The sequence below is a fragment of the Xanthomonas cannabis genome (assembly GCF_040616535.1).
Classification (GTDB): Bacteria; Pseudomonadota; Gammaproteobacteria; order Xanthomonadales; family Xanthomonadaceae; genus Xanthomonas; species Xanthomonas cannabis.
The window spans coordinates 2,856,423-2,871,552 of record NZ_CP136580.1 but is presented as its reverse complement, the minus strand read 5'-3'; the positions used below and the strand labels follow the sequence as shown (position 1 = coordinate 2,871,552).

Here is a 15,130-nt window from a genome sequence, read left to right as displayed (position 1 = left end):
ATGGCGCTGGCCGGCTGTGCAACCCACGCCGTCGACCGCGAAGCCGACGAAGCATTGCTGCAGGATCCCACGCTCAGCGAAGCGAAGGTGGCGCACGACGTGGTGCCCGAAGCCTTCATCACCGCGCTCACGCCCACCGATAACCTGGATTCGCCGGCCAGCTGGCGCGCCCCCGATGGCAGCCGCTGGGTGATCGCCACGGCCAAGGCCACGCATGCCTTGGTGGTGTTCGACGGCGACAGCGGCAAGCGGCTGCGGGTGGTGGGCGGCAAGGGCAAGGCGCTGGGCAAGCTGGATCGCCCCAACGGCATTTCGGTGGTGGATGACCTGGTGTTCGTGGTGGAGCGCGACAACCGCCGCGTGCAGGTGTTTTCGCTGCCGGATTTCAGGCCGCTGACCGCGTTCGGCCAGGATGCGCTGCGCGAGCCCTACGGGCTGTGGGTGCGCAAGCACGACGGCGGCTACGAGGTGGTGGTCAGCGACAACTACATGTCGCCGGCCAACAAGGACCAGCCGCCGCCGCTGGCCGAGCTGGGCCAGCGTTTCCGGCGCTATCAGCTGAACGCGGCAGGGCAGAGCTGGCAGGCGCGGCTGACGCAGAGCTTTGGTGATACCACCGAGGCCGGTGCCATCCGTATTGCCGAGTCGGTCTTCGGCGACGAGGCCAATGCGCGGCTGATGATTGCCGAAGAGGACGTGGCCGTCGGCACCCAATTGCGCGAATACGGCATGGACGGGCGCTACCGCGGGCGCAATGTCGGCACCGGGCTGTTCAAGGCGCAGGCCGAAGGCCTGACCTTGCTGCAATGCGCCGACGGCAGCGGCTACTGGATCGCCACCGATCAGTTCAAGGACCGCAGCGTGTTCCAGGTGTTCGACCGCAAGACGCTGGCGCACGTGGGCGCCTTCGCCGGCCGGGTGACTGCCAACACCGACGGTGTGTGGCTGGACCAACGTGGCGACGCGCGCTTTCCCGGTGGCGTGTTCTACGCGCTGCACGACGACCAGGCCGTGGCGGCCTTCGATTGGCGCGACATCGCGCGCACCTTGCGGCTGAAGGACTGCGCGCCATGAACGCCCCACGCAGGGTGCTGTCCGTGGTGGTGTCGGTGCTTGCGCTGGCCGCTGGCCAGGTATGTGCGGCCGAGCGCGCTGCCGAGCCGAACACGCAGGTGCCGGCCGGCTCCACCCACTATGTGGCCGACGGCTTTCCCGACCGCATCGTCGCCACGCCGGCGCAGGATGCGGCCACCGGGTTTGCGGTGGCCTGGCGCACCGATGCCAGCGTCAGCCAGCCCTGGCTGGAACTGGTGGTTGCCGGCGATTCGCCCGACCTGGGCACGCCGCGGCGCATCCGTGCCACCACGGCGACGCTGGCCAGCGAAAATGGCAGCTCGCACCATCACCGCGCCGAGATCGCCGGGCTCACGCCGGACACGCTGTATGCCTACCGCGTGCAGGGCCACGACACCTGGGGCGCCTGGAATCAGTTCCGTACCGCTGCCACGCCGGACGCCCCGCTGACGCTGCTGTATTTCGGCGATACCCAGAACAAGAACCTCAGCCTGGTCTCGCGGGTGATCCGCCAGGCATGGCGCTCGGCGCCGGAGGCGCGGCTTGCGTTGTTCGCCGGCGATCTGGTCAGCGGCAAGGACGGCCAGGACGACAACGAGTGGGCGGAATGGTTCGAAGCCGGGCGCTGGCTGCTCGAAGGCACGGCGGTGGCGCCGGCGCCGGGCAACCACGAGTATCACGAGGAAGGCGACGAGTCTCCGCAGGCGACCCGCACCCTGGGCAACCATTGGCCGGTGACCTTCGCATTGCCGCGTAACGGGCCCTCGGCCACCGCGCGCACCAGCTACTGGTTCGATTATCAGGGCGTGCGCATTGCCGTGCTCGATGGCACCTCGGTGCTGGATCTGGGCACCGGCCCGGCGCAGGCGCAGTGGCTGGACAAGGTATTGGCCGACAACCCGCATCCGTGGTCGATCGTGCTCATCCATCAGCCGTTCTTCTCGCCGCGTGCCGATCGCGAGAACGAAAAACTGGTGGAGCAGGTCCTGCCGGTGATTCGCCGGCACAAGGTGGATCTGGTGCTGCAAGGCCATGACCATACCTATGGCCGGCGCGGCGACCAGCCGGGGCAGGCAACGCCGGTATTCGTGGTGTCGGTGGCCGGGCCCAAGCAGTACCGCCTCTCGGACATGGCGCGCAAGACCATGCGGCCGGTGGGTGAAGACACCCAGTTGTATCAGGTGCTTCGACTGGACAGGCAGCACCTGGTGTATGAATCGCGCACCGCCACGGGCCGCTTGTACGACGCATTCGAATTGCAACGCGATGCACAGGGTGCAAAGCGGTTGATCGAGAATGCGCAGGGACGTATCGCCCCACGCACGTGTCCGCGCGAGGCGACGTTGAAGGGGCGGGCGGATCGGTGTTGGGAGTGAAGTAAATATGACAACGCGACGATTATTCGGGCGAATCGTCGTGGTAAATGAGGGCGGTGTGAGGAAACTTCGCGCGCGCATAGATTCTTCGAATAACCCGCGGGCGTCCTATCGAAAAATGCGAATTACGTCACATTGATAATGCGGCTACGTTGGGTGTGCCGGACTCGTGTCCGTGACGCGCTGCAATGCGGTGCCACGGCGCAGGGTCCGGTTCCCCCAGCCCCACCGAGCCGTGCCCATGATTCCCCAGCTCTTTCACCTGACCGCACCGACCAAGCAGCTGCTGTGGGAGGAGCGCAGGATTTGTGACCGTTTGCAGCGCCTGCTGCCTGGATGGACGTGCTACCTCTGGGATGATGCCGATAATTCGGAACTGATGCGGCGTGCATTCCCGGAGTTTGCCGAGCGTTACGAGCGCATCCGCTTCGGCGTGATGAAGGCGGATATTGCGCGCTGTGCCTATATGCATGCGCATGGCGGGTTTTACTTCGATACCGATTACAAACTGTTGCGTCCGCTGGGTGAGGACGTGCTGTCGCAGCAGTGCGTGTTGCCGATCGAAGAAGGCGCTCCGGGCCACGACGACTTCAAGATCGGCAATGCCGTGTTCGGCTCCGAAGCGGGCCATCCGTTCTGGCGCGCGTTCATCGAGCACATCTTCAACGTGCATGCGCCGGAAACGCTGGAGGACCACCGTCAGATTCCGATGATTTCCGGGCCGCGCGGGTTGACGCGTTTCTACAACGCGCACGCTGCACAGTTTGCGGGCATCGTGTTTCCGCCGCGCGATGCGTTCCACCCGGACCGCACCTGGTTCGGTTTGGGTCATCGTGGTGGCAAGGCCGCGGTGGGCTCGCACCTGTGCTGGGCATCGTGGCGGGGAAAATCGCCACGGCGTGCGGTGACCAATTATCTGCGGCGCAAGTTGAGTGCAGTGCCGATCTGAGCGGCGGCCGACGGGCAACGCCTTGGGTCTGGCGCTGTGGCATTCAGTCACGCGAAAGGACGTGGACGTCATGTACTTCGCAGCGCAGCTTGCCATCACGCTGCGATGCGTGACGGCCGACCGGGCTGCAAGGCCCTGATTGCCGTGGCCAGCACGATCGCAATCAGCTGGTCACCCAAAGCAAGCGCTTCACCCCGCGTCACACCCACCGGGCGGGGCAGGCGCGTTACCACCAGGCACGCATCGACTGCGCTGCAGTCGATGCGCGTCCGCCCGGATCAGGCGGCCTCGGCCTGGGTCTGGCGCGGGCCTTCCTTCAATGCCCGCGCGATCAGGCCGACCAGCAGGTCCAGTTCTTCTTCGTCCATCGCAAAATGCGGGGTGAAGCGCAGCGAATTCTCGCCGCCGTGGATCACGTTGACGCCGCGATGGCGCAACCACTCTTCGGTGGAGCCGGCGCCGTAACACTTGAACTGCGGCGCCAGCTCACACGAGAACAGCAAGCCGGTGCCCTGGACCTTGGTGATCAGGCCGCCCAGCTCCGATTGCAGGGCCTGCAGCTTGGCAATCGCCTGCGCGCCGCGGGTGCGGATGTTGTCGCGCACCTGCGGGGTGAACAAGGCCAGCGTGGCGCAGGCCACGTCCAGCGCACGCGGGTTGGTGGTCATGGTGTTGCCGTAGGTGCCCTTGCGGTACACCTGCGCGGCGTGCTCGGTCACTGCCAGCACCGACAGCGGGTATTGCGCGGCGTTGAGTGCCTTGGAATAGGTTTCCAGATCCGGCGGGTCCAGCTGCTCGAAGCCCGGGTAGTCCACCACCGACAGCACGCCATGCGCGCGCAGGCCGGCCTGGATGGAATCCACCAGCAGCAGGCTGCCGTGGGTGCGGGTGAGCGCACGCGCGGCGGCGTAGAACTCGGCCGGCAGCGCACGCCCCGGGTCGCCTTCGCCCATCACCGGTTCCAGGAACACCGCTTCGATGAACCAGTGATTGCGCGCGGCCTCGTCGAAGGCGCGTTGCAACGCGGCCACATCGTAGGGCGCAATCGCAATCACCGAGTCCTCGTCGCGATAGCTGGCCAGATATTTGCTGTAGGTCTTGCGGCTGGAGTCGGAATACAGGCCGGGGCGATCGGTGCGGCCGTGGAAGCTGCCCTTGACCACCAGGCGCTTGATGGTGGCGCCGGCATGCCGCGCGCCCGGGTCGGTGTGCAGCTTGGCATTGGTATCCACGATGCGTGCGGCCAGGCCCACCGCTTCGGAGCCGGAGTTGAGGCACATGAAGCGTGCGAACGGGCAGCCGCCGCGGCTGTGGCCGATCTCGGCGCGCAGGGCGCGGTCGAGCCGGCGTTGCGCCAGGCTGGGCGTCATCACGTTTGCCATCACCTGCGGGCGCGCCATGGCCTCGAGCACCGCGGCCGGCGTATGGCCGAAGCCGAGCATGCCGTAGCCGCCGGCGTCGTAGAGCACTGCGCCCTTGAGCGTGACCACCCATGGCCCGCGTGCGGCAAGCGCCACATAGGGCGTTACGGCGTCGTCGGCGTAGAAGTTGATGAAGCCGTCCTGCACCGCGCCGATCTGGGCGTCTTCGTCCAGGTCGAGCAGGTCGGCGGCCTCATCGCGCACCAGCGCGTATTCGGCGGCTGCGGCAGTGATGGCGTGTTGCAGGTCAGGGTGATTGGCGGCCAGGCGCACGATGGCGGCATCGTCCAGGCCATCGGTCAGGCGGCGGCCGGCATGGGCACGCAGCGGGGCGAGCGGGGCGAGGACGGACATGGCGCATCTCCTGCAAGGTGGCGTTGTTCTTCTATTATCGGCAGAAGATCGGCGTTTGGCAGCGTGAATCTGGGCAGGAAGTACGGTATTTTCGGCGATTCGACGAAACGAATGCGCATTGTGAAGATCACCCCATCCGACGAACGCCTGTTATCGCTGCTGCGCGAAGACGCGCGTGCCTCCACCGCGCAGATCGCGCGCCGGCTCGGGCTCTCGCGCACCACGGTGCAGAGCCGCATCGAAAAGCTCGAACGCGACGGCGTGATCAGCGGCTATACCGTGCGCACCCACGACGACTACGAGCAGGGCCGCATCCGTGCGCACATCCTGATCACCGTGCTGCCCAAGAAGATGCCGGCCGTGGTCAAGGCGCTGCGCGACATCCCTGAAGTGCGCCTGCTGCATTCGGTCAGCGGCGCCTACGACCTGATCGCCCTTGGCGTGGTCGGCGGGGTCAACGAGATGGACGTGCTCACCGACGCCATCGGCGCGATCGATGGGGTGGAGCGCACGACGACGTCGATCATTTTGTCGACGAAGTTCGAGCGGTGAATGGGGAATCGGGAGCTAGCAAAGCCCCTCTCCCTGCGGGGCGAGAAGGCACGGCTGGCGCGCGTGCCTTGGAGCGCCCGCGCCGCAAGCGCGGGCGGGGGCGCGGAGCGGGGGTTGGGGTGAGGGTACGGGGCGAAGCCCCGTGTGCTCGAACGCCAATAGTGCTTCGCCCGTACCCTCATCCGGCGCTGCGCGCCACCTTCTCCCGATGGGAGAAGGATGTCCTCAGCATGTCCCGCTAAACTAGCGCCCCCAAACCGCTGTACCGCCTCGCCTTGAAGAAGTCCGATTTCCATTACGACCTGCCCGACGAGCTGATCGCCCAGGCGCCGCTGGCCGAGCGTGCGGCCAGCCGCCTACTGGTGGTGCCGCCGGTGCCGGCCGCCTTCAGCGACCGCCAGGTGCGCGATCTGCCCGAGCTGCTGCAGCCGGGCGATCTGCTGATCTTCAACGATACCCGGGTGATCCCGGCGCGGCTGTTCGGGCAGAAGGCCAGTGGCGGGCGGGTGGAAATCCTGATCGAGCGCCTGCTCGGCGAGCGCGAGGCTCGGGTGCAGATCGGCGCCAGCAAGTCGCCCAAGGCCGGTAGCCTGATCGCGCTGGATGCCGGCGGCCAGGCCGAGGTGCTGGGCCGCGACGGCGAGTTCTATCTGCTGCGCTTCGACATTCCCACACCACTGGAGCACTGGCTGCTGGAAGCCGGGCGCCTGCCGCTGCCGCCGTACATCCGCCGCGAGCCAGGGGTGGAAGACCGCGAGCGCTACCAGACCGTGTTCGCGCGCGAAGTCGGCGCGGTGGCTGCCCCCACCGCCGGCCTGCATTTCGACGAGGCGTTGCTGGCGCGGTTGCGCGAGCGCGGGGTGGAGTTCGGCCATGTCACCTTGCATGTGGGCGCCGGCACCTTCCAGCCGGTACGCGTGGATGCGCTCGACCAGCACGTGATGCACACCGAATGGCTCAATGTCGGTGCCGCGCTGGTCGAGCAGGTGCGCCGTACCCGGGCACGCGGCGGCCGGGTGATTGCGGTTGGAACCACCGTGGTGCGCTCGCTGGAAAGCGCCTGGCGCACCAGCGATGCCGCGCCCGAGGGCGAACTGCTGCCGTTCGCCGGCGAAACCCAGATCTTCATCTTGCCCGGCTACCGCATCCGCAGCGTCGACGCGATGGTCACCAACTTCCATTTGCCCGAAAGCACGCTGCTGATGATGGTCTCGGCCTTCGCCGGCCGCGAGCGCATCTTCGCCGCCTATCAACACGCCATCGAACAGCGCTATCGCTTCTTTTCGTATGGCGATGCGATGTTGCTGTGGAGCAGGGATTGGGGAGTCGGGAGTGGGGATTCGTAACAGCACTCCGCTCGCCGCCTTCTCGCTTTTGCCAATCCCGAATCCCCAATTTCCAATCCCGGCCTTTCAATGTCCCGACTCCAGTTCCAGCTCCAGACCACCGACGGCCATGCCCGGCGTGGCCGCCTGACCTTTCCGCGCGGCACGGTGGAAACGCCGGCGTTCATGCCGGTGGGTACCTATGGGTCGGTCAAGGGCATCCTGCCCGAGCAGATCCGCGCGCTGGGGGCGGAGATCATCCTGGGCAATACCTTCCACCTGTATCTGCGTCCGGGCCTGAATGTGATCGGCGACCACGGCGGGCTGCACGGGTTTGCGCGCTGGGACGGGCCGATCCTTACCGATTCCGGTGGTTTCCAGGTGTTCTCGCTGGCGCATCGCCGCAAGATCACCGAGCAGGGTGTGACGTTTTCCTCGCCCACCGACGGGGCGCGGGTGTTTCTGGGCCCCGAGGAGAGCATGCAGATTCAGAAGGTGCTCGATTCGGACATCGTGATGATCTTCGACGAGTGCACGCCGTACCCGGCCACCGAGGAGGTGGCGCGGCGCTCGATGGAACTGAGCCTGCGCTGGGCGCAGCGCTCGCGCGAGGCGCACGACGGGCTGGGTAACGATGCCGCGCTGTTCGGCATCGTGCAGGGCGGGGTGCACCCGGACCTGCGCAGCCGCTCGCTGGACGGCCTGCATGCCATCGGCTTCGATGGCTACGCGATTGGCGGGCTGGCGGTGGGCGAGCCCGAACACGAGCGCAATGCCATGCTCGAACACCTGCACCCGCAGCTGCCGGCCGACCGCCCACGCTACCTGATGGGCGTGGGCCGGCCCGAGGACCTGGTCGAGGGCGTGGCCCGCGGCGTGGACATGTTCGACTGCGTCATGCCCACCCGCAATGCGCGCAACGGCCACTATTTCACCTCGTTCGGTACCGTGCGCATCCGTAACGCCAAGTATGAGCGCGACCTGGACACCATCGAGCCGGGCTGCGGCTGCCACGCCTGCAGCAGCGGCTATACGCGTTCCTACCTGCGCCATCTGGACCGCTGCAACGAGATGCTGGCGCCGATGCTGGGCACCCTGCACAACCTCTGGTACTACGAAAAGCTGATGGCCGACATGCGCGCGGCGATCGCCTCGGGAACCTTTGTGGAGTTCCGGCGGTCCTTCTATGCGGCACGCGGCGCCACCACGCCGCCGTTGCCGGGGGAAACCAGCTGAACCCTGCCGCCCGCGCCCTGGCGCGGACGCGTTGGAACCTGCATGGCATAATTCCCGGCTGTTCCGCCCTGGCGGTACCTGAATAGCGAGTGGGCCCGTTGGCGCGCTGGCACCAAACTAGGATGCACTGAATGAATTTGCTCGATTTCCTGATCCCCGTCGCCCAGGCGCAAGCCACCGGTGGCGCGCCGGCAGCCGGCCCGATGGGTGGCCTGTCCACCTTCGCGCTGCCAATCATCCTGATCGCGGTCATGTACTTCCTGATGATCCGCCCGCAGATGAAGCGTCAGAAGGAGCACAAGTCGCTGCTGGAGAAGCTGGCACGTGGCGACGAAGTCATCACCTCCGGTGGCGTTGCCGGCGTGATCACCGACATCGGCGACAACTTCATCAGCATCGAGGTGGCCGACAACGTGCGCATCCGCGTGCAGAAGAGCGCCGTGGGCCACGTGCTGCCCAAGGGCACGTTGAAGTCGGCCAGCTGAGTCGCGCCGTCGGCACTACGGGCACCGGCCGGCGCTGCTGGCTGCTGCTCGAAAACGGCAGGGACCGCTCGTACACTTGCGGCTCGCCGCGCTGCCGATGCCTGCAACCGCCGCGCACGACCTCGCTGCACCGCACGACCTGCAACACCACAGCTGCGCGCACCGTCAGGCGGGCGCAGTCGGTGCACGAAGCTGTTCTGCGCCTCACGGGCGTGCCGGCTTCGCGCACTGCTCGCATCCACCGGATGACTGCTCGCGACGCTGTATTGGCCGCTTGAAGTCGTTCTCACTGCTAGGCGCGGCGCCGGGATGGTGCAGCGCGGGACTGTCGCAATGCTCGAATTTCCTCGCTGGAAGTATTTCCTGATCCTGCTGGTGCTGGCGGTCAGCGCGCTGTATGCGCTGCCCAACATCTACCAGAAAGACCCGTCGGTGCAGATCACCGCCAGTCGTGGCGCGCAGCTCGACGACGCGTTGCGCAGCCGCATCGATGCCGAACTCAAGACTGCCGGCATCACTCCCAAGGCGGTGACCAAGGAAGGCGAGAGCCTGATGGTGCGCCTGCCCAACCTGCAGGCGCAGACGCGTGCCAACGACGTGCTGCGCCAGCAACTGGGCGAGAACTACACGGTGGCGCTGAACCTGGCGTCCACCGTGCCGGAGTGGCTGGCCAAGCTGGGCGGCCGCCCGATGGTGCTGGGCCTGGACCTGGTTGGCGGCGTGCACTTCGCCATGCAGGTCGACCAGAAGGCGGCGGTGGAAAAGCGCATCGACGGCTTTGCCGAAGACATCCGCACCACCTTGCGCGACGCCCGCATCGCGTATCGCTCGGTCGAGCGCCGTGGCGACAACAGCATCCAGGTCAGCCTGGGCGAGGGCGCCAGTGCCGATGCCGCACGCGTCGCATTGGCCAAGGCGCAGCCGCTGCTGACCTACGACGTCAGCGGGCAGACCATTTCGGTGAAGGTGCCGGAAGCCGAGCTCAAGCAGATCGCCAGTGGCGCGATCGAGCAGAACCTCACCACCTTGCGCAATCGCGTCAATGCGCTGGGCGTGTCCGAGCCCACCATCCAGCGCCAGGGCGATGACCGCATCGTGGTCGAACTGCCCGGCCTGCAGGACACCGCCGAGGCCAAGCGCCTGATCGGTGCCACCGCATCGCTGGAATTCCGCGCAGTGGTCGAAGGCAATGCCGAAGACGCCGTGCGTAGCGGCACCATTCCGCCGGAGGCCAAGGTCTACCGCGTGCGCGATACCGGCGCGCCGGTGTTGTTGAACAAGCGCGCGCTGGTGACCGGCGACCAGATGGTCAGCGCGTCGGTCAGCACCGACCAGAACGGCATGCCCGCAGTGGCGGTGACGCTCAACAACGTGGCCGGCCAGCGCATGTTCGACTACACCAGCGCCAACGTCGGCAAGCTGATGTCGGTGGTCTACATCGAGCGCATTCCCACCGTGACCATGGTCGACGGCAAGGAAGTGCGCAGCGTGCGGGTCAAGGAAGAAGCCCTGTCGCCAACCCGCATTGCGGGTGTGTTCGGCAAGAACTTCCAGACCACCGGGCTGGAAAAGACCGAAGCGGAAAACCTGGCCAAGCTGCTGAAATCCGGCTCGCTGGCCGCGCCGATGGACTTCGTCGAGGAATACGTGATCGGCCCCAGCCTGGGTGCGGAGAACGTGGAACGCGGCGTCACCGCCGTGATCTACTCGTTCCTGTTCACGCTGGTGTTCTTCACCGTCTACTACCGCGTGTTCGGCGCGATCACCTCGGTGGCGCTGCTGTTCAACCTGCTGATCGTGGTGGCGGTGATGTCGCTGTTCGGCGCCACCATGACGCTGCCGGGCTTTGCCGGTCTGGCCTTGTCGGTCGGCCTGTCGGTGGACGCCAACGTGCTGATCAACGAGCGTATCCGCGAGGAATTGCGCCTGGGCGTGCCGCCCAAGTCGGCGATTGCGGCAGGTTACGAAAAGGCCGGCGGCACCATCCTCGACGCCAACCTCACCGGCCTGATCGTGGCGGTGGCCCTGTACGCGTTCGGTACCGGCCCGTTGAAGGGTTTTGCGCTGACCATGATGATCGGTATCTTCGCGTCGATGTTTACCGCGATCACCGTGTCGCGTGCGCTGGCGGTGCTGATCTACGGCAGCCGCAAGAAGCTGAAATCCGTCGCCATCTGAGATGCGAGCCTGGCCCCGGCCCGTGCAGCCCGCTGCGCAGGGCCGCGGGATGAATCCCTTCGCAAGCGTCTGCGTCCTGACGATGCAGACGTCTTAAACGGAAGCTCTTTTCCATGAAATTGTTCCCGCTCCATCTCATTCCCAACGACACCAAGATCGACTTCATGCGCCTGCGCAAGCCGGTGCTGATCCTGATGCTGGTGCTGGCGATCGCCTCGGTCGGCATCGTCATCGGCAAGGGTTTCAACTACGCCCTGGAATTCACCGGCGGTACGCTCGTGCAGACCAGCTTCCAGAAGACGGTGGACGTGGACCAGGTGCGCGAGCAGCTGTCCAGGGCCGGCTTCGAGAATGCGCAGGTGCAGAACGCGCGCGGCGGCAACGAGGTGATGATCCGCCTGCAGGCCCGCGAGCAGCACAACAACCGCGACGATGCGGCCCGCACGGTCGCCGAAGAAGTGCGCAAGGCAGTGAGCACCGAGCAGAACCCGGCCACCGTGCAGCCGGGCGAGTTCGTCGGCCCGCAGGTCGGCAAGGACCTGGCCTTGAACGGCGTGTACGCCACGGTGTTCATGCTAGTGGGCTTCTTGATCTACATCGCGTTCCGCTTCGAGTGGAAGTTTGCCGTGGTGGCCAGCCTGACCGCATTGTTCGACCTGCTGCTGACGGTGGCCTACGTGTCGCTGACCGGCCGCGAGTTCGACCTGACCGTGCTGGCCGGCCTGCTGTCGGTGATGGGCTTTGCCATCAACGACATCATCGTGGTGTTCGACCGCGTGCGCGAGAACTTCCGCGCCCTGCGCGTGGAGCCGCTGGAAGTGCTCAACCGCTCGATCAACCAGACGCTGTCGCGCACGGTCATCACCGCGGTGATGTTCTTCCTGTCGGCGATGGCGTTGTACATCTACGGCGGCGAGTCGATGGAGGGCCTGGCCGAGACCCACATGATCGGTGCGGTGATCGTAGTGATCTCCTCGGTGATCGTGGCCGTACCGATGCTGAGCATCGGCCCGTTTGCGGTGACCAAGCAGGACCTGCTGCCCAAGGCCAAGGACGTGGAGGCGCTGGCGCGTCGTCCCTGATCGGTTGGTAAAAGGTCTGACGAAAAAACCGCGCATTGCGCGGTTTTTTTGTTTGTGGCGGTGGACGCCGTGCGTGCACGGTTGTGCGCTGTGACGCCGCTATTCGAGATTTTGAACCTGGCCCATCTGCGCCGGATGGCACTTGCCGCTGGCCAGGATGAAGCGCCGTATTCAGCTCAGAGGGGCCTGCTCGGTGCGCAGGCTGTAGTGCCATATCCGCAGGCGGTCGCGCACCTGATCGAGTAGCCAGGGCGCTGCACGTGTCTGTTACGCCGCTGTTTTTGGGGGTGCATCTCATACACCTGCGTCCTTGCTGGATAACACCGAAAGCGTCCGCTTGCCATCGTGCAATCCCGTGACCCCGGTCAGGATTTCCCCGTTCACAAAGCACCAGCGATCGAAGATACTCAGTGCAACACCGCATTTCGGCGGTCCAATAGTTGTTAGGCACCGCATGAGAGTTCGATGGCTATTTGTTGCATGGGAAATTTGGCAGCTTGGGTTCTTTTGCTGCGTTTCGGCGTGGTCGGTTCACGAGAGTGGCTGACCACGCTCTATGCCGGGGGTAGCCTTCCACTTGCCGGCTAGGCTGGCGTCCTACTCAACATCCGCTTTCGTCGAGATCTTTTGGCCGTTGATCGATCTACCTGGGAAGACCTCACGCAATTTCCTGGTCTTGGTCCTGGCTATCACAATAATTTTCGTGAGCTGAGCTGGATCGCACGGCCGTCGTCTACCATCCCACCCCACCTCAAGCCGCTGTGGCTTCGGGCACGTAAGCTCGTCTGGCTGCCAGTTGTTTGGTTCCTAACCACACCAGCAATATGCGTTATTGTAGGTGTCGGCGGTGCCTAACAATTCGTCCAAGCCGACACCGCTTCGCAGCGCGGCTTAACTCAGGTGTTAGGCCGCATAAAATTCATGCAAACCTTCAACCGATGGTTCCCAGTTGAGCAGGTCCCTGAGTTCCTAGCAGGCGTGTTCGTTCTGCAGCATCTAACCGGAGCAATGACCATTGTCTGTGATGGCAATTTCGGAGATGAAAAGTTGCTCGTTCTGCGCTTCGAGGCTTTCGAAGCAGTAACAACGTATGAGGAGTTCTCTCATCGGTGGCTTGTGCAGCCCGGCTCGTCAGCGCCCCCTAAGTCTCCCGGCAGTCACTGGACGTTCCCGTTTCTGCAGATAGAAGGCTCGCTGTGGGCGGCAGGCTCAATGCACGCAACTACCTTCGGCCTCACCCCAACCCATTACTGCATACTCTCAGCTGGTGATATTGTGGACGTACTTGCAATGGAGCCGCCTCAGATCGCTTGGACGACGGCATTAGAGGTAGAGTCTGTCATGGGCGCTGCATTAGAGCTGGGCGCAGCCTAGAAACTCATTCAAGCCGAAGTTGCTTCGCAACTCGGCTTAATTCAAGCGTTAGGCACCATATTGACCTATCCGAGTACTTTGAGAAGGATGATGGGTCGTTGCCGGAGGTCGAGGTGACGTTCTCGGATCTGTCAGCTGTCCCTGTGGCGTTCCAGCACCTTTACGATCGCGGCGCTCGGAATATGACCGTCAATGGCGGCTACGTTTGGGTCAAGGAGTCTCAGTCTGAAAAGCCATTCTCCGGCCCTGACGACGCCGTTCTTGTCGCATCTGCAGCAGTCGAGGCCTTCCACGTCGTTCTTGGTGGTATTGCCGGCACTGATTGCCCTATTCCCGACTTGGGAATGTTCGCTTTCACTGATAGGCTAGCGTTGGACTATCGGATGGGATCTGGCTGGGGCCCGCGTGAGATTCAGTCCTTGCTTGAGTTGCTGCGTCAGTTGCGTGGCCTCGGCGGTAAGGTCTCTGTTCCGTGGTGGGGCTCTGACGGCGAGCGTGATTTTCTTTCCGCTCTCAGTGGTGCCTAACAATTCATTCAAGCCGAACCCGCTTCGCGGGTCGGCTTAATTCAGGCGTTAGGGCCCTATGGGAGTAATCCAAGCGTGTGCTGCATTAGATCAAATCTGCCTAACGCCAATGGAGGCAGATGACCTGCACACCATTGCTCATCTTGGCCGGCACCCCGAGATCTTTCAGCACATCCCTCAAATTCCGCAACCATTCGATGCTCACGCCTGGTGCTCCAAGGCGATCGACGACGGCGAGAACTATGTGAGACACATTGTTCGCGTAGGCGCCGAAAGAATTCCCGTTGGCTACGTGCAAATTTGCCGACGCAACAACTGCGACCTAGAGCTCGGCTATTGGCTTGGAAAGGATTATTGGGGCAATGGCACCGGCTTTGCTGCAGCAGGGGCCGCGCTTGTATTATTTTTTACAGCTGGAGGCCAACCAAAAATATTCGCGGCCACCACACCAGACAACGTTGCATCTCGCCGCATACTTACCAAGTTGGGGTTCAAAGAGACCAATCTCAGCGAGCCGCCCGAGGGTATGATTGATCACATGTGGGAGCCGTAATGGGTACGGCCCTAACAATTCATTCAAGCCGAACCCGCTTCGCGGGTCGGCTTAATTCTGGTGTTAGCTTGCAAAGGGAGAGAGCATGGCAACGTTTATCGAAGATCTAGAACGAGCGCTGGCGTACGGCGCGTTGATCAGTCGGGAACGTTCACGCTCGTGGAGAACCAACTCACGACCACTGATCGAGTGGCAGGCGAACTCGTTTTCTGCGCTTCTCATGGGCGGTGACACAAGCGAAATACACGCGGCTTGGTTGGCTTTGTACAAGCGTAAGGCAACGCGTGATGTAGCAGAGCTACTGCATCTCGAAGTACGAGCTATCATTGAGTTCCAGGGGCCGTTAGTGGACCTTCCATACAATTCGTATGAATGGGAGGACCCTGCCGAGCCCGAGACTTCCAGAAAGACTCGGCCGCTCAAAAAGTCGCTGGGGTTGCTGAAGACCCTGCTGGAGAGCTTGAAGGAAATCCTTGGGGATCTACTTGGAGTGAAGGGCAAGGCCATCCTGCAGGTGGCGATTGAGGCGGCGGAAGCATTCGCGTAGTGCAGGCTAACAATTCATTCAAACCGACGCCGCCTCGCGGCGCGGCTTAACTCAGGTGTTAGACCTTAGGGAGAAATTTTTGAAGTTTGGGGATCTA

General features: G+C 64.0%; 14 protein-coding genes. 13 read left to right on the top strand and 1 reads right to left on the bottom strand.

Annotated features, from left to right (window positions below):
* The 3 genes from RZV17_RS12275 to RZV17_RS12265 all read left to right on the top strand — a co-directional run bounded on the left by RZV17_RS12275 (position 1) and on the right by RZV17_RS12265 (position 3,399).
* Positions 1-1,074 carry a phytase gene (locus tag RZV17_RS12275; protein ID WP_233548940.1) on the top strand — a complete coding sequence of 358 codons (1,074 nt, stop codon included), beginning with the start codon at positions 1-3 and terminating at the stop codon, positions 1,072-1,074.
* Positions 1,071-2,450 (top strand): metallophosphoesterase family protein, encoded by a 1,380-nt coding sequence (locus tag RZV17_RS12270; protein WP_355603758.1) that lies wholly within the window; start codon positions 1,071-1,073, stop codon positions 2,448-2,450. Before RZV17_RS12275 ends, RZV17_RS12270 begins: the two co-directional genes overlap by 4 nt.
* Before the next feature lie 241 nt (positions 2,451-2,691).
* The gene (locus RZV17_RS12265; protein WP_355603755.1) at positions 2,692-3,399 is read left to right on the top strand and encodes a glycosyltransferase; all 708 of its coding nucleotides are present in this window, start codon (positions 2,692-2,694) and stop codon (positions 3,397-3,399) included.
* A 278-nt stretch (positions 3,400-3,677) separates the two neighbouring features.
* Here RZV17_RS12265 and RZV17_RS12260 read toward each other — a convergent pair whose 3' ends face one another.
* The gene (locus RZV17_RS12260) at positions 3,678-5,174 is read right to left on the bottom strand and encodes an aminotransferase class III-fold pyridoxal phosphate-dependent enzyme (RefSeq protein WP_355603752.1); all 1,497 of its coding nucleotides are present in this window, start codon (positions 5,172-5,174) and stop codon (positions 3,678-3,680) included.
* A 120-nt stretch (positions 5,175-5,294) separates the two neighbouring features.
* Between RZV17_RS12260 and RZV17_RS12255 the strand changes: the two genes are divergently transcribed.
* The 10 genes from RZV17_RS12255 to RZV17_RS12210 all read left to right on the top strand — a co-directional run bounded on the left by RZV17_RS12255 (position 5,295) and on the right by RZV17_RS12210 (position 15,033).
* Positions 5,295-5,726 carry an Lrp/AsnC family transcriptional regulator gene (locus RZV17_RS12255; protein WP_011259127.1) on the top strand — a complete coding sequence of 144 codons (432 nt, stop codon included), beginning with the start codon at positions 5,295-5,297 and terminating at the stop codon, positions 5,724-5,726.
* Between the two features lie 275 nt (positions 5,727-6,001).
* A complete protein-coding gene (gene queA, locus RZV17_RS12250) occupies positions 6,002-7,072 on the top strand; it encodes a tRNA preQ1(34) S-adenosylmethionine ribosyltransferase-isomerase QueA (RefSeq protein WP_355603745.1) in 1,071 nt (356 codons plus the stop codon).
* A 69-nt stretch (positions 7,073-7,141) separates the two neighbouring features.
* On the top strand, positions 7,142-8,287 hold the full coding sequence (tgt, locus tag RZV17_RS12245; protein WP_184386042.1) for a tRNA guanosine(34) transglycosylase Tgt: 1,146 nt from the start codon (positions 7,142-7,144) through the stop codon (positions 8,285-8,287).
* 131 nt (positions 8,288-8,418) lie between these two features.
* The gene (gene yajC / locus RZV17_RS12240; protein ID WP_047695024.1) at positions 8,419-8,772 is read left to right on the top strand and encodes a preprotein translocase subunit YajC; all 354 of its coding nucleotides are present in this window, start codon (positions 8,419-8,421) and stop codon (positions 8,770-8,772) included.
* A gap of 333 nt (positions 8,773-9,105) precedes the next feature.
* Complete coding sequence (secD, locus tag RZV17_RS12235; RefSeq protein WP_047695025.1) at positions 9,106-10,950, top strand: protein translocase subunit SecD; 1,845 nt, start codon at positions 9,106-9,108, stop codon at positions 10,948-10,950.
* A 113-nt stretch (positions 10,951-11,063) separates the two neighbouring features.
* Positions 11,064-12,032: a protein translocase subunit SecF gene (gene secF / locus RZV17_RS12230; RefSeq protein WP_047695026.1), complete on the top strand. Its 969-nt coding sequence runs from the start codon at positions 11,064-11,066 to the stop codon at positions 12,030-12,032.
* A gap of 921 nt (positions 12,033-12,953) precedes the next feature.
* Positions 12,954-13,406 (top strand): hypothetical protein, encoded by a 453-nt coding sequence (locus RZV17_RS12225; RefSeq protein WP_184371070.1) that lies wholly within the window; start codon positions 12,954-12,956, stop codon positions 13,404-13,406.
* 113 nt (positions 13,407-13,519) lie between these two features.
* The gene (locus RZV17_RS12220; protein ID WP_355603738.1) at positions 13,520-13,933 is read left to right on the top strand and encodes a hypothetical protein; all 414 of its coding nucleotides are present in this window, start codon (positions 13,520-13,522) and stop codon (positions 13,931-13,933) included.
* A 109-nt stretch (positions 13,934-14,042) separates the two neighbouring features.
* Positions 14,043-14,486, top strand: coding sequence for a GNAT family N-acetyltransferase (locus tag RZV17_RS12215; RefSeq protein WP_184371068.1), 444 nt, complete (start codon positions 14,043-14,045; stop codon positions 14,484-14,486).
* 85 nt (positions 14,487-14,571) lie between these two features.
* Positions 14,572-15,033, top strand: coding sequence for a hypothetical protein (locus tag RZV17_RS12210; protein WP_184371066.1), 462 nt, complete (start codon positions 14,572-14,574; stop codon positions 15,031-15,033).
* Positions 15,034-15,130 lie beyond the last annotated feature (97 nt).

What these genes read in the sequence shown, in the direction of transcription:
- RZV17_RS12275 (WP_233548940.1), top strand. Translation starts at nt 1, where the DNA reads ATGGCGCTGGCCGGCTGTGCAACCCACGCCGTCGACCGCGAAGCCGAC.
- RZV17_RS12270 (WP_355603758.1), top strand. Translation starts at nt 1,071, where the DNA reads ATGAACGCCCCACGCAGGGTGCTGTCCGTGGTGGTGTCGGTGCTTGCG.
- RZV17_RS12265 (WP_355603755.1), top strand. Translation starts at nt 2,692, where the DNA reads ATGATTCCCCAGCTCTTTCACCTGACCGCACCGACCAAGCAGCTGCTG.
- RZV17_RS12260 (WP_355603752.1), bottom strand. Translation starts at nt 5,174, where the DNA reads ATGTCCGTCCTCGCCCCGCTCGCCCCGCTGCGTGCCCATGCCGGCCGC.
- tgt (WP_184386042.1), top strand. Translation starts at nt 7,142, where the DNA reads ATGTCCCGACTCCAGTTCCAGCTCCAGACCACCGACGGCCATGCCCGG.
- yajC (WP_047695024.1), top strand. Translation starts at nt 8,419, where the DNA reads ATGAATTTGCTCGATTTCCTGATCCCCGTCGCCCAGGCGCAAGCCACC.
- secD (WP_047695025.1), top strand. Translation starts at nt 9,106, where the DNA reads ATGCTCGAATTTCCTCGCTGGAAGTATTTCCTGATCCTGCTGGTGCTG.
- secF (WP_047695026.1), top strand. Translation starts at nt 11,064, where the DNA reads ATGAAATTGTTCCCGCTCCATCTCATTCCCAACGACACCAAGATCGAC.
- RZV17_RS12225 (WP_184371070.1), top strand. Translation starts at nt 12,954, where the DNA reads ATGCAAACCTTCAACCGATGGTTCCCAGTTGAGCAGGTCCCTGAGTTC.
- RZV17_RS12215 (WP_184371068.1), top strand. Translation starts at nt 14,043, where the DNA reads ATGGAGGCAGATGACCTGCACACCATTGCTCATCTTGGCCGGCACCCC.
- RZV17_RS12210 (WP_184371066.1), top strand. Translation starts at nt 14,572, where the DNA reads ATGGCAACGTTTATCGAAGATCTAGAACGAGCGCTGGCGTACGGCGCG.